This is a genomic window from Candidatus Uhrbacteria bacterium CG10_big_fil_rev_8_21_14_0_10_50_16 (genome assembly GCA_002774875.1).
GTDB lineage: Bacteria > Patescibacteriota > Patescibacteriia > UBA9934 > UBA11717 > UBA11717.
In genome coordinates this window covers 28,402-43,376 of the sequence record PCYM01000001.1, presented here as the reverse complement: position 1 = coordinate 43,376, position 14,975 = coordinate 28,402, and the positions used below count along the sequence as shown (strand labels likewise).

The window sequence follows — 14,975 nt, the reverse complement described above, 5'->3', positions numbered from 1 at the left end:
ACGGATTGTCGCCCACCAAACATACAACAAAAAAACAGGCCTGTCAAGCCTGTCTCTTACGATCAGTTGAGCACAAATTGCCTAAAGCGCGCACACGCCGCTTGCCGACGCCTGAATAGGCGACCCAGGACGCGCGCACACCAACCCTTTCTCAATAGCCACCTGAGGAATCGCCCGCTCGATCACCAAAGAAATCACGTAATTCTCTCCATCACTCTCATACGCATAGACCTGCAAGTCCGATCCCCCCAACCCGATGCCCGTCTGACTTGGCACAGGATTTAAAAACACACGACCCGTAGACGAGCACGTTGGCTGGAACCCAGAGCTACTCAAACAGAGCGCCCCACCGTTTCCAAGAGCAATCTTCCCTTCCGTCTTTGGATACTGATTTTGTTCATTGTAGTACAGCTCCAATGCCGCCTGTACGCGCGAAACATCGGAAATACGCTTATAATCACGCACACGCTCACGCGCCGCCGACAACGAGATTCCTGTTGCAAACAACAAAATACAGAAGATCCCTCCAATAATGAGGCCCTCCACTAATGTGATTCCTGATGGTTTTTCCATAGACGGTTGCTTGAATGCATTGATTATACCACTCCGCTGTCTAAAATGCGCTGTACCTTCTCCACAACCTCGTTGGGTACAAAGTGACCTTTAAATAAATAAGCGTCCACACCGATTTTCATCATCTTCTGTACGGTCTCTCGGTCCTTTACCTTTGTTAATATAACAATCGGGAGTGACCGATACGCACTCGCGGGCGCCTTCAACCGCTCCACGAGGTCCTTTGCAGAGTAATCATCTCCCTCAATATCGATAATAAACAGGTCCACACCCTCGTCCTCCAAGCATTTAGACAAATCGTCCGCATGCTCAATGACGGTTGTTTTCCATCCACGCGACTCAAACTTACGCGCGTACAGGCCCGCAAAAAATGGATCGTTCTCCAAGATACAAATATGTTGTTTTGCGCTCATGCCAACTCGTACAAAAGATGTTGAGACCAAGCACCACCATCCCACACAGCAACCGGTAATCGTGCAATGTGCCCTGGCGCCGCCCGTAAGAGTCGATGTGCCGTATGCATAATGTCATCTTCATCATTCAAATAACATCCCACGCGTCTACCAATAACCAAACAACTTACGAGTGTCCGAACGGGTATGTTTGGATGCATTTGGACCACAAGTGGCATTCCCTGCCCACGCACAACAAATCGATGCGCGCGATCTCCAATTACCGTATGCAACAACGGAAACTCCGGCGCCCCAACAAAAAGGCCGATCGGCTCGGATCGTTGTTGCCACGCCTCGATCATACTACTGTTTCTTTGATTTGGAATCCTTCTTGACCTCTACCGGAGCGCCCTTTGCCGCATGCATCGCCAACCCAAGCGCCACAGAGAATCGCGGACCAATCTCCTCGAGCATTGGCCGCATCGCCTCATTGATCTGTACGCGCGCCCATGGGTCTCCTACAAACGTTCGCACGTTCAATTTCTCCGTCAAAAATGTATCCAATCCCAACAACAACGCAGACCCACCTGTGAGAATCACCTTTTCCACGCGATCTTTATCCGACAACTTAGATTTTGCAAACAACTCCATGGCATAGGAAATCTCATTCACGATTGGCTGAAATAAATCCACCACCGCCTTTGGAACATCGCCGTTCTCTGTATGTAGGTCTTGCTTCATCTGCTCGGCCTCCTCCACGGCAATCCCCATTTGTTTGGCAATCTCGCGTGTGACCATGGCGCCACCTACTTTAATACTACGATTCAAAAAGGGAATCCCTTCCTCTACGATCGTCATATTTGTTCTAAACGCCCCCACATCCAAGACCATAATAGGACTCTTGTCATTACCGATCAATGAGCGGATAAGCGCAAACGGTTCTGTCTCTAAACTAGCCAAATCTAATCCTGCATCTTGGAAAATCTGTGTATAGGTCTGCACCATTTTTTTCTCGGCACCCGTAATAAGGACACGCACATTTTTATCAGCAATGGATGATGTGGTGATCTTTGCCTGTTTAGACGCCGCGACGTCTGCATCGAGAATAGAAGTATTCTCTCGCCCAACACGATCCAGTATTTGAAAATCGATCACCATTTGATCCACCGGCAATGGCATTAACTTACCCGCCTGACGTTCCACGAGTGCCCGCGTCTCCACGGGATTTTTGACATCTGGAATGGCAATAATAGAGCTAAACACCGAGTGAACCGGCAACGACGCAATCACGTGCGTCGATTCAACACCTGCCTGTTTAATGAGTTCTTTAATATGATCCACCGCCTCCTTTGGAACATCCGTAAGTGCCGTGTCGACGACATCTGCCATTCGCGAAGTAGAACCATACGTCATCAATTTATAGGCACCATGTTCATACAACAATTCAACGAGCTTAATCCCGCCCGCTCCAATATCGATTCCTACAAATCGTTCTTCTTTTTTTGCAAACAAACTCATACACACGTTTGATATTCACTGAGGATACGAACGTCAACATTTCCTTACACGTCGCCTATGTAACCCTCTCATTCTATCAAATTATCGCGTGTGTTGGTCTAGGACCTTGTTGACAAGTGCATCGGCGTGCGTATTCTGCTCGCGCCGCACATGGGTAAATCGAACGCGTTCAAACTTAGACGCCAACTCGCGTACCTGAATCCACAATTTTGCAAGACCTGGATTTTTGACGCGATACTGACCATTTAATTGTTTGACGGCAAGCTCTGAGTCCATATAGGAATCGAGCGTCGTTACGCCGTGCGCGAGTGCCAACTCTAATCCAATAATAATCGCCGTGTATTCTGCAACGTTATTGGTCTCCGTTCCTAAATACAACATCGCCTCGTCTATCACCTCTTTGTTCTCATCAAACAAAACAGCACCAGACCCAGCTGGTCCTGGGTTTCCACGTGATCCTCCATCAGTGAACAATAATGCATGCATACAAACGTTTACCAATGATCAAAATTATTGGATCAACAACCTCATGACACCTTTTGAATGTCCACGATCTGTAGTTGAATCTCTCGATTCCCATTCCATTCATTGACGCCAATCTCATAAACCAAGTCTATTGTATCACCCATCGTCAGGTCTTCCGCCAACCATCCCCATCCAAACCCAATACAGGACCTAATACTGCGAGTGCTTGTGGCGACACTTAATCGTAAATGTGATTGTGTTTTACCGACCGTTTCTGCCGCGATCACCTGCACACCAGAAGCCAAAAACGTTGGCGTTGGATTGCCCATACCGTGTGGTTCCATGGCAGACACACGCTCAACAAGTTCCCAGGTAACATCCGATAGCTCCAACTCTGCGTCCACGTCCAAGATTGTTTTCCCTGCGTCGTCCGTTGCATGTTCGGCTGCAAATATGTTCATCGCCTTCACCCACGCGGAAATCTGCGGTTCCAAAAGCGTAAATCCACACGCCTCCGGATGTCCTCCACCCCCTACCATGAGTTCTCGACACGTATCCATCGCCTGCACAAATTGGAACCCCGAGGGCGCACGACCCGATCCCACCACATGCACACCTACGCGTGTCATGACCACCGACGGCTTTCCAAGCTGTTGCGCAAGCTTTCCAGCGACAAGTCCTGCAACGCCTACGCGTGTTTCATGATCCACAACCGCAATAAATGCGGCCTCGGTGTCCACCATCTCCAAGGCACGCTTTGTGGACTGTTCTGTAAGCTTTTGTCGCTCGGTATTGATTTGATTCAGCTGTTCTGCCAATGCGTCTGCACGCGACTCGTCTTCCTCGAGCATAAGTTCCAATGCCACGTCTGCCTTTGCAATTCTGCCAGCTGCATTAAGTCTTGGCCCAATTCTAAATCCAATATCCGTGGTCGTAAGCTTCCCCTGTGTCAGCCCTGCGGCGTTCATGAGCGCAAGCAATCCAACACGTTTACTTTTATTTAGCACCATTAATCCATACGTCTCCAATAAACGATTTTCGCCCGTCAATGGAACCATATCTGTGACCGTTGCGATGGACACAAGATCCAGCAACCATTTTTCTAACCCCAAAGGAATTGGCGCCTTCCTGGATCTTCCGTGCGCATAAAGTGCGCAGGCAACCTTAAAGGCCACGCCCACCGCCGCGAGTTTCTTGAATGGATAAGTTTCTCCTGGCACCAACGGGTGCACCGTGAGCGCAAGCTCAGAACAGGTTTGCGGTAACTGGTGATGATCCACCACAATCACCTCCATTCCAAAGGCATACGCAAGCGCAATCTCATCCACGTTTGCAATCCCGCAATCAACCGTAATAATAAGGTTCACCTCCATCTCCTTAAACGTCTCTACCGCTGCGTAGCTCATTCCGTACCCATCTCCTTCTCGCGATGGTAGATACCAACGTACCCGCTCCTCCTCAAATGCCTTTATACCCGTACGACGACAAATTTCTTTAATGGCTGTCACGAGTACGGCCGTTCCACAGATCCCGTCTGCATCATAATCTCCGTGAATCACAATCGTTTCCCCTTTCTCCAACGCCTGGTAAATACGCTTTACGACACTCTTCATTTGTCGAAACAAAAACGGATCATGGAGATCGGTTCCATAATCAGGATTAAAAAACGCATAAATTTCCTCTTGTGATCGGATACCACGATTCCACAATAATTGCATCAACACGGGATCCAATTCTGGAAATTGTCGCAAGGCATCTTCCTCCACCGGCGTATGAAGATTCCACGTCGCTGTTTGTTTCTTCATACAAAATCATTCACAACTAAGCCACACCCACCCTACTAAAATCCAATCGCGATGGTAAATCCAACCATGCTTAAAATCACAACAAAAGAGATGATAGCAAACACGCGCTTAAGCCACTTGCTTTTGTACATATTACAATGAGGTTATTATAGGATTATACATAATGTATTCTTCTACTTGCGTTCCGTGGTCCCATTGATCCAATAATTGACCCATTTTACCCTCAACCTGATAGCGGTCACCAATTTGATAGGCGCAATTTGTAGTCTCATACTCCATTTGTACACCTTCTTCTGTACGTACCAATACTTCCTGTCCAGAGCAACTCACTCCGTCCAAATCAACCACGCGACCCGTAGACTCCTCTAACCCAAGATGCACAACACCCGTATTGCAAGAACGGCGTGTTCCCACTGGGTCCGACTCTGCAAGATCACATCCAATTTCTGTTCCACTAAAGCCAATGTTCACCAGAACACCCGTTATTTGATCAGAAGTTCCTTGTAGAGGGGGATCCGTAATCACCGATAGATCCGTGAGATCATTGCCCGTATCCACAACTTGGAACACACAACCAATACCCAGCACGACAAGCAAAATAACGATCGAATATAGAAATGATCGACTTATCCAATAAGACATACTTATCGCTTTAATACTTTTAAATAGGCACTGGCGGGGATTTCCACTTTTCCATGTCCCAAGGCAGCCATTTTCTTCTTTCCCTTTTTTTGTTTCTCGAGCAATTTACGTTTTCGCGTGACGTCTCCGCCATAAAGCTTGGCCGTCACGTCTTTACGCATGGCCGAAATACGATCCCCTGCAATAATGGCACCTCCTATCATCGCCTGCAATTTTATCACAAACTGCTGACGTGGTATCTCATTTTTAAGTGTATGAATAATTTTCTTTCCAACCTCATGCGCTTGATCTCGATACACTAGTGTGGAAAGCGCCTCCACAGGGTCTTCCGCCACAAAAATATCCATACGCACCACATCTGCCGGACGCTCGTCAAACGCCTCGTAGCTCATGGATCCGTAGCCACTCGTTGCCGTTTTAAGCGCATCATAAAAATCTACAATCACCGCCGACAACGCCATTTCGTAATGCAAAAGCGCTCGGTGCTGATCCAGGTATTCCGTGGTTTTGTAAATTCCACGTCTGTCCTGCACAAGCGCCATGACGGCTCCAATGCGCTCCGTTGGCACCACAATATCCACACGCGCCCAAGGCTCAAAAACCTGTGCAATCTGACTTGGATCCGGAAGATCGAGCGGACTCTTAATAATCAGTTCCTCACCATTGGATTTTTGCACACGGTATCGCACACTCGGCGTTGTAACCACCACGTCCACATCCGACTCCCGCATGAGGCGTTCCTGCACAATTTCCAAATGCAACATGCCAAGCAAACCACAACGGAATCCAACACCAAGCGCCCCAGATTGCTCCGGCTCCACTGTAAGAGACGCATCGGACAACTGCAACTTTTCCATACCCTCACGCAATTCCGTAACATCACCTCCATCGCGCGGAAAAATACCAGCAAACACCATTGGTCGCACCTCTTTGTAACCCGGCAACGGCGTTACGTGCGTACCCGGCAAGGTGATCGTATCTCCAACGCGACAGCTCACAATATCTTTTAACCCAGTTACTATATAGCCAATTTGCCCCGTCGTGAGGTCGGCGTCAGGGATACGTTGTGGAGAAATGTGTCCAAGCTCTGCAATCGGCGTCACAACTTCTGTGGCAACCATCTTCATTTGCTGTCCTTTTTTAAAGGCGCCATCCACCACACGCACGTAGGCCACCACGCCTTGATAATCGTCGTAGAACGAATCAAAAATCATCGCGCGTGGTTCGGCGTTTGTGTCACCTTTGGGCATAGGCACCTTCTCCACCAGGCGATCCAACAGCGCTGCAACGCCCTCACCTGTTTTTCCGGAGACTGTCAAAATATCTTCTCGTGTGCAGCCAATGAGTTGTTTCAGTTCCTCGCTACGACTTGCCACGTCTGCCGCCGGCAAGTCGATTTTATTGAGCACCGGAATCACCTCCAACCCCGCCTCAATTGCCATATATAAGTTTGCAAGTGTTTGCGCCTGCACACCCTGTGTGGCATCGACCAACAAAATACATCCCTCCACAGCGGCAAGCGATCGAGAAACCTCGTAAGCAAAATCCACATGCCCCGGTGTGTCAATGAGATTCAACGTGTACTCCACACCATCTTTGGTGTGCTTCATCCGAGCCGGTTGTAACTTAATGGTAATCCCCCGCTCTCGCTCCAAGTCCATGGTGTCCAGGGTCTGTTCTTTGAGCTGTCGTTTGTCCAATGTGCCCGTTAACTCTAAAAGCCGATCCGCGAGGGTCGACTTTCCGTGGTCAATATGGGCGATAATGCAAAAGTTGCGGATGTGTGATTGATCCATAGAATAACCCGATACTAGCGCTATTTCCCCTATTTGTCGAGTATTTACCCTGTACTTCATTCTCTTCCTTTTCCAATTTCCTCCAAAGAGGCAAACTATTGACAATATGAGGACTTTTTGATAGTCTTTCTTCGTGGAACGCTCGTGGTGGTCTTGGAACAACCACCCTCGCACCTGTCTTCCCGAGCTTTGGCGCGTTTGTGCCCGCTCGGCAATTGTCTCCATGTCCCCAAGGGGCCAGCGAGAGACGGACATATAAATTGACAAAATCACATAGGGTACCCGGCCCAATATACCGGGATAAGTGCTTTTTTGGTGATAGTTTAGCAGGTGACGAGCGTTCCACACCTCCTCTTGAGCGGGCCTTCGGGTGCCGCTCTTGGTGTTTTTATTTCCTATCTCGTGTAATTGTACTGTTATTACACAGCCACCGCGCTGCCAATGAGGACGTCTTGGTGGTAAAAAACAACAAACTGCCCCGGTGCCACAGCCCGCTGTGCTTGATCAAATTGAATGTTTAACGTCGCCTGCCGATCCACATTCCCCTTCTCATCTACGTAATCTCCTTGTATCGGCGTAACCGTGCACAACTGATCCTCTTGCCGATAGCGAATTTTTGCCTGGCAGATAACTGGAAACACCGGCTCTGCCCCAGAAACCCAATGGACATCCATCGCATGAATCTCTCGTGCGAGCAACGCCGGATCGTCCTCATGTCCCACTACCAATTCATTCGTCTCCAATCGTCGATCCACCACATACCACGGCTCACCGCCACCAACACCCAATCCATGTCGCTGCCCAATCGTATAGTATTGAATCCCTTCATGTTCTCCAATCACCTCTCCGTCTGTGGTCACAATCGGTCCCGTCTGCGTAGGGATTCGCTCCTTTAAAAACGTTTGCATATCCACCATCCCAACAAAACAAAGCCCCTGGCTATCTTTTTTCTCCGCAGTTGCAAGGTGATATTTCTGCGCAATGCGGCGCACCTCCGATTTGGTGAGCTCGCCCACAGGGAATACGGCTCGACGCAATTCCTTCTGACCCAACCGACATAAAAAATACGATTGATCTTTATTGGAATCAACACCCTTTAATAATTCAATAGTCTCCCCCTCCGTGCGAATGCGTGCATAATGGCCAGTTGCCAGCTGACTACATCCCAACGCGTCTGCCACATTCATAAGTAAGTCAAACTTTACCTCACGGTTACACATCACATCCGGATTTGGTGTGCGGCCTGCCGCATACTCGGCAATCATGTATTCATACACACGCTCCCGGTATTCTTTCTCAAAGTCGTAGACATAAAAATCAATTCCCAGACCTGCCGCCACACGCTGTGCATCTCGTTTGTCCGTCTCCCAATCACATCCGCTCCAATTTTTCATAAACGCCCCCACCACCTCATGCCCCTGTTCCAAAAGCAACGCAGCGGCCACCGACGAATCGACGCCACCGCTCATTGCCACTAAGATTTTCCTGGGGGAGTCCTGCATATCGTTGCCAACCTAGCACGGTTACCCTTATGAATCAAGGTGCAACCGACGAGTTATTCCTCCCCAAACGTGATCATCTCACCAGGTTTAATAGGCCTTGCCTTTGTATCTGGCTCTGTTTTTGGTTGAACATCTGCAGCCGGCTGTCGTATGACGGGTTGCTGATCTCTGGGTGTGTCTGTCGACCTCGATGGATTGGAACGTGATCGAGAACCTCCACGATCGCCTCCTCCATCTTGTGTTGGCTTTTTCCTTCTGCGTTTACGCTTCTCGCCCTCACGCCGCTCACCTTCTTGCTTGAGAACATTCAACGAGGCCCCAACGACAGACTTTACCTCTTCCTGTAGGCGCGGTGCAGGACGCTCCACTTTTGGAGACTCTACGTTTGCAGGTTTTGGAGTCGGTGCTACCTCTACACTCGCCGCTGGTGCTCCAGACTCCTTCATTTCCTCACGCGCCTTAGCAAGTTTTACTTCTAACTCCTGTTTTTCGGTCTCCTTAGCCGCCCTACGATCGCGTTTTGTACTATCCTCATCTTTGCGACCAATAATGTCCCCTTCCTCATTGCGTACCGCCCACAAACCATCCGTTCCCAATTCTGCAACCGATCCGATGGGCTCCAGAGTATCACTGTAAATAATATCCTTGCGAGGATCGTATGTACCGTCCTTCTTGGCCGCTCGCACCATCTCTTTTCCTTCCTCACTGTAAATTGGCCGTCCGCGATCCAACTTCACTGGAATCGAAAACTCTTTTCCTGTCCAAGAACATTTGTATTTATGTTTGACCTTCGCCTGATTTCCGGACCCTTTTGCCTTTGCCTGGTCCATGAGTTGATCAATATCTGCATCCTCCAAACCAGTCCATTTAATCACACCAGCCTCCACCTCAGACCGATCAGCCGAATAACGCTCACGACTCATCCGTATAACTTTTGCTTCTGATCCCGTATTCTGTGCGATCGGCGGAAGCGTGGTCGCAGAGAATGGAGGAGACGCCATTCCGTCGATCATCAATTTTAAATACACTTGGTATTTTGGCAGGTTAATAATATCCTCCGGCGTAAATCGTGGCATGAATTCTGTCTCTAGCTCCTGCGCGTCTGGTGCACCCACACGAAACACCGTCATCGTGCCAACGTTACCCAACACGGCATCTCGTACCTCCTCCGTTAACTGTGCAATATATTGGTGTGCGACGATTAGATTGAGTCGATATTTACGCGCCTCGGACAAAATTCCGGCGAATGATTCCGTTGCAAAGTTTTGAAACTCATCTACGTACAAATAGAAATCTTTTCGATCTTTCTCTGGCATGTCCACACGTTCCATGGCCGCTAGCTGTACCTTATTGATCAACATTCCGCCAAGCAAACGCGAATTATCCTCTCCAATACGCCCCTTAGACAAGTTGACCAGCAAAATTTTCTGCGAATCCATGATTTCTCGCACGTCAATCGTCGATTTAACCTGTGCAACGATATTGCGAATCACGTCGGACGACAAAAACTGACCTACCTTGTTTTGCACGGCCGCCACCGCCTCTGTTGCAAATTTCTCTGAATATGCCGCATACTCCATGACCCAGAACTGTTTGACCACAGGGTCCTTGATATTTTCAATAATGGACCTTCGATAGTCCGGATCGGAATACATACGGTTAATACCCAACAACGTAGAGCCTGGGGTATCCAACAAGGCTAAAATCGTATTGCCCAGAATATACTCCATACGAGCCGACCACATGTTCTCCCAAATCTTCTTAAACACACTCATCAAACCAGAGGCGACAAGATGTTTGTGGCTTCCAGACACTTCATCTAACACGTTAAACCCAACCGGAAAATCCAAATCCGCCGGGTTAAAGTACACAACATCATTCAAACGCCAGCTTGGAATAAAATCAAGAATACGCTCCACCGTATCTCCATGCGGATCCACATAGCAAATCCCGTGCCCGTTATAAATGTCTTGCAACACCATGTTCTCCAAAAGTGTTGTTTTACCAGCACCGGTTTTTCCAACAATATACATGTGCCGGCGTCGATCGTCCGTTTTAATCCCAAACTTCTGACCACCTTGTCGAAAGTTGGTTTTAGCGAAGTAGGTGATTTCATTTTCATGGTCGTGGATACGAGCCATAGAGGTAGACGGTTAAGGACGTGCGGTCAATAATTACACAGGAAGGTTGGGCGGGATAAACGGTTGCTCCTCTCCATAGGTCTCATCCGTGTCGCGAGGTTGATTCTCATCTCCAGGTTCAATCATGGGCTCGGTGGGCAAAATATCCGCAAGATCGTTATTGTAAATTGCGCCGACATCAACAGGTCTTGCAACGGGTCTTCCTTGCTCATCAACCTCGATCAACTCCTCAGATGGCAAATCTTCCGATTCCCCAACGCCAGGTTTTGGCAAATAGGTTGGCGCCTCGGATCGTTTAGACTCCGTACGCGCCATAAGAGGTGCATGTGATTCGATTGTTGGGAAGTGCCACAGGGTCGCTAATTCCTCCACATTCAAATACATTGGCGTACTTCCATGACCCCAGCTACGACCCTTTAGGGCTTCCATGAGTTCTCGTTGCTTACGTCGATACTCCCAAATCATCCAAAAATAATCGTCACGTGGCATGGTGTCTGCATCGTATTTAAACTTATTCATCGCTGGATGCGTAAACAATGCGAGGTACCCTTTCCAAAGCGTGTTACGACCACCCTTATTGTACGTCTCGTGCCGTGACACATAGGCCCAACGAATCTTACATTCATACCCTGGTTTTGCGAGTTTTTTGGTCACACCATCAAGCTGGGTTTTTTCTGTGTTCGTCGGCACAAAAAACATTGGACGTTCAGGCTTTGCAGCCTCTCCCGCTTCAAAAACGCCTGCGCCTAGTTGTGTTGCCGCTTCTTTGATGATCCAACCAAATGGCGAGAACAACAACTTTAACAATACAGAGCCCGTGGAGACCGCTTCCGGCTTATCTCGTCCATAGGTTTTTAAAATAAAATCTTCTCCCTTTTTAGACCACCCGCCGTCGCCACCTGGGTGCACAATCAGATGAACCCAGAACTGCTCTCCTGGTCGCAACTTTCCCATGAACTCAAACATTTGATTGAGTGGATCCTTGAGTTTTTCATCCTTGCTCGCCATGTGCTCAAAATCTTCGTAAGTACGAATCGGCAAATAGCTCGGCTCCTCCAAAATAATCTCCCCTCCAAACATTTCATGTGTCTCGTTTGGAAAATCACCTGGAATATTCTTTGTATAATCCTCCACCTCGGAAATCTCCGCCTCCGGATATTGCGAGTAAATTCCGGCTTCCAAATGATCACGGAACCGCGCCTGCGTGCGCAAAAAGAATTGTGTATAGCCATCGATACTCACGATTTCAAAACTTGTCGCCGTGAGAAATTTCCCATGCAGCCACTCCTCTTTCTTTGTAACCACGGACTTTGTTCCCTTAACAATCGCAAAGATGTTTTCCACCGCTTTTGGCGACTGCATGTTCATTGGAATGTCGATTGCCAAAACAGACCACTTAAGTCCGGCGGCGTATTCTCCTCCTTTTTTATCCAAATACAATTGCTTAATCACCCATACAATCGTCGTTAAAATAAGTAACGCGCCAATTGGCATCAGGATATACAAAAGTAGCACGTCGGGCCGCGTCACCGCCATGCGTTGCAAAGACGAAAAATCAGTCACAATTTCAAACATAGATGAGACCAGTATACCACGTTGTCTTTCCCTGTCTGCTGCTTCTAATCCTACTTACACACACCACAAAACAAAACGAGGTCTCTGCGACCTCGTTCATCTACACACGCACTAAGAACGCTTTCTATCCATCCACTTTTGCCACGTTACCAGTAACGGTGACGCAATGAAGATCGACGAATAGGCTCCCACAAAGATTCCCACCATGAGAATTAAGGCAAAATCTTTTGTTGTTTCCCCACCAAATAGGTACACCGCGAACAACGCGAGTAGGGTGGTTAAGCTTGTATTGATCGAACGGGCGATCGTCTCATTCACAGACTGATCCACAACGGCTTCGAACGTGTGATGATCTTTCATGAGGTTCTCGCGGATTCGATCAAATACCACAATTGTATCGTTTACCGAGTATCCAAGAATCGTCAACAACGCCGCCACAAACGCCGTCCCAATCGAGAAATCCATAAAATGACCAAGAAGCGCCGCGACACCCAATGCGATAAGCACATCATGGAGTGCTGCAACAATCGTCAAAAATCCATACTTCCAACTTTTTACTTTGCTTCCCACCTTACGGAATGACCAAGCCACATAGGCCACAATCGCCACGAAAATGAGAACGAGTGCCCACAGGGATTTTTGCTTCAACTCCTGTCCAATAACAGGGCCAATAGAGTCAAATCGCAATTCATCCAATTCTCCAAATGTCAACAATGTCCCCATGAGTACCTGATGTTGATCTTCCGTGAGCGGAGGTTGACGCACAAGTAATCCGCGTTCATTACTTGGCTGTACCTGGCCGCTTGTAAAACCAGCAGTTTCGACAGCTGTACGAATATCCGTAATATCTGCCCGATCCTGTGCATATTCCACTTCCAGTAGGCTTCCTCCTGTAAAATCGATTCCAAGATTAAGCCCAAATATCACGAGGAACGCGATACTGGCAAGAATCAATCCTCCGCTAATACTGAACCAAACGGTTCGTTGTTGAATGATCTTCATAGGTTATTCTCGCATCTTTTTTACCCCGTACAAAAACGGTTTATTGAGGAGTGGCCAACGTGCTGCCAGCGCCAAAAATGCGCGTGTCACCACCACGGCTGTCAACATACTTGCCACAACTCCAATCCCCAAGGTCAACGCAAATCCCTTAATAAAACTCGAACTGAAGCCAAAAAGGATCACACACGCAATAAGGGTCGTAATATTTCCGTCGCGGATAGAAGACCAGGCACGTTTTACTGCTTCGTCGATCGATCGATCAAGCGGCCGACCAGACGCTAATTCTTCTTTTAATCGCTCAAAAATGAGTACGTTTGCATCCACCGCCATTCCAATCGAAAGGATAAGACCAGCGATTCCTGCAAGTGTTAATGTCACAGATCCCATTTTAAAGACAGACAGAACAAGAACTCCATAAACAACAAGTGCGGCGATCGCAAGAAGCCCCGGTAACCGATAGTAGAGCAGCATAAAGAGAGCGATCAAGACAAGTCCAATGGCGCCCGCCATGAGGCTACGCTCCAATGAGATAGCACCTAGTGTTGGACCTACCGTTTGTTGAGAGATCAATTCGATAGGTACCGGCAACGCACCTGCATTAAGCCGTTGCGCGAGTGTTCGCGCCTCCTCGATAGAATCACTTCCCGTAATCTGCGCCTGACCGCCGTAAATAGCATCCTGAACAACCGGCGCAGAAATAACCGAACCGTCCAAGAAAATGGCGATCTTTTGTCCAATCAATTCTTCTGTCAACTTCCCAAACATTTCTCCGCCCTCGGAATCGAACGTGAGCGATACCAACGGTGTGCCTGTGTTTGAATCAAACTCCACGGATGCGTGTTTAAGATGTGCACCGCTTAACTCCGTATTTTCCCACTGATTATTCCCTTGCAATGCAGCGAATATTTCACTTGTCAGCTCGACAGGCTCGCCGTCGGTGCCCACCAGCGTCGCATTCCCGTCTGCATCTGTTGATACCGTAATTCCCTCCATTGGATCTGGTGCATCTGGGTCCACGGCAGCTGGCCGTTTGAATTCCAAAATCGGTGTCTCTCCAATTTGGTTAATCGCTTCATTCACGTCCTGAATTCCAGCGAGCTCAACAATAATACGTGTATCCCCCGTTAATTGAACAACCGGCTCGGCAACACCAAAGGCATTGACACGACGTTCAATAACGTCTCGTACACCACGCAATGCATCTGCACGTTCCGACTCGCCCACCTGAGACAAATCTGCCTCATACACAAGATGCGCACCCCCCAACAAATCAAGACCTAGATGGAACGGCGTTCCCTTAAATTCCAAACCAGTCTTCCCAACGGTCGCATTCCACTGTGCTGGGAACATGTACCCAAGTCCAATAACGGAAAGGAGAATGATCCCAATGACACCCACAGGTAATCGCCATTTTGATGGTACAGAAGCATTGATTTGCTTATGTTTACCAGCCTCCTTTTGCTGTTTTCGAAACTGTTTGTAAGCCATGTAATCAGAATAAAAAAATGAAATGAGGGGATTGAAGGCGGTTCTACCCGCCAATACAGCTCGGGCGCCATTGTAA

At 48.3% G+C, this 14,975-nt stretch carries 13 protein-coding genes; all 13 read right to left on the bottom strand.

Annotated elements, in window-relative coordinates:
* Positions 1–81: 81 nt before the first annotated feature.
* Positions 82–573 (bottom strand): hypothetical protein, encoded by a 492-nt coding sequence (locus COV06_00195; GenBank protein ID PIR47812.1) that lies wholly within the window; start codon positions 571–573, stop codon positions 82–84.
* A gap of 23 nt (positions 574–596) precedes the next feature.
* Positions 597–986, bottom strand: coding sequence for a hypothetical protein (locus COV06_00190; GenBank protein ID PIR47811.1), 390 nt, complete (start codon positions 984–986; stop codon positions 597–599).
* The gene (locus COV06_00185) at positions 983–1,327 is read right to left on the bottom strand and encodes a hypothetical protein (GenBank protein PIR47810.1); all 345 of its coding nucleotides are present in this window, start codon (positions 1,325–1,327) and stop codon (positions 983–985) included. Before COV06_00185 ends, COV06_00190 begins: the two co-directional genes overlap by 4 nt.
* 1 nt (position 1,328) lies before the next feature.
* Positions 1,329–2,483, bottom strand: coding sequence for a hypothetical protein (locus COV06_00180; protein ID PIR47809.1), 1,155 nt, complete (start codon positions 2,481–2,483; stop codon positions 1,329–1,331).
* Positions 2,484–2,564: 81 nt separating this feature from the next.
* Positions 2,565–2,969, bottom strand: coding sequence for a ribonuclease H (locus tag COV06_00175; protein PIR47808.1), 405 nt, complete (start codon positions 2,967–2,969; stop codon positions 2,565–2,567).
* A gap of 41 nt (positions 2,970–3,010) precedes the next feature.
* Positions 3,011–4,753 carry a single-stranded-DNA-specific exonuclease RecJ gene (gene recJ, locus COV06_00170; GenBank protein PIR47807.1) on the bottom strand — a complete coding sequence of 581 codons (1,743 nt, stop codon included), beginning with the start codon at positions 4,751–4,753 and terminating at the stop codon, positions 3,011–3,013.
* Positions 4,754–4,885: 132 nt separating this feature from the next.
* Positions 4,886–5,395: a hypothetical protein gene (locus COV06_00165; GenBank protein ID PIR47806.1), complete on the bottom strand. Its 510-nt coding sequence runs from the start codon at positions 5,393–5,395 to the stop codon at positions 4,886–4,888.
* Between the two features lie 2 nt (positions 5,396–5,397).
* The gene (locus COV06_00160; GenBank protein PIR47805.1) at positions 5,398–7,191 is read right to left on the bottom strand and encodes an elongation factor 4; all 1,794 of its coding nucleotides are present in this window, start codon (positions 7,189–7,191) and stop codon (positions 5,398–5,400) included.
* 419 nt (positions 7,192–7,610) lie between these two features.
* On the bottom strand, positions 7,611–8,693 hold the full coding sequence (locus COV06_00155; protein ID PIR47804.1) for a tRNA 2-thiouridine(34) synthase MnmA: 1,083 nt from the start codon (positions 8,691–8,693) through the stop codon (positions 7,611–7,613).
* 53 nt (positions 8,694–8,746) lie between these two features.
* Positions 8,747–10,834 carry a hypothetical protein gene (locus tag COV06_00150; protein ID PIR47803.1) on the bottom strand — a complete coding sequence of 696 codons (2,088 nt, stop codon included), beginning with the start codon at positions 10,832–10,834 and terminating at the stop codon, positions 8,747–8,749.
* A gap of 33 nt (positions 10,835–10,867) precedes the next feature.
* Positions 10,868–12,409, bottom strand: a complete 1,542-nt coding sequence (locus COV06_00145; GenBank protein PIR47802.1) for a hypothetical protein — start codon at positions 12,407–12,409, stop codon at positions 10,868–10,870.
* A 111-nt stretch (positions 12,410–12,520) separates the two neighbouring features.
* A complete protein-coding gene (gene secF, locus COV06_00140; GenBank protein ID PIR47801.1) occupies positions 12,521–13,411 on the bottom strand; it encodes a protein translocase subunit SecF in 891 nt (296 codons plus the stop codon).
* Positions 13,412–13,414: 3 nt separating this feature from the next.
* Entirely contained in the window at positions 13,415–14,899 is a 1,485-nt protein-coding gene (gene secD, locus COV06_00135) for a protein translocase subunit SecD (GenBank protein PIR47800.1), read from the bottom strand.
* Positions 14,900–14,975 lie beyond the last annotated feature (76 nt).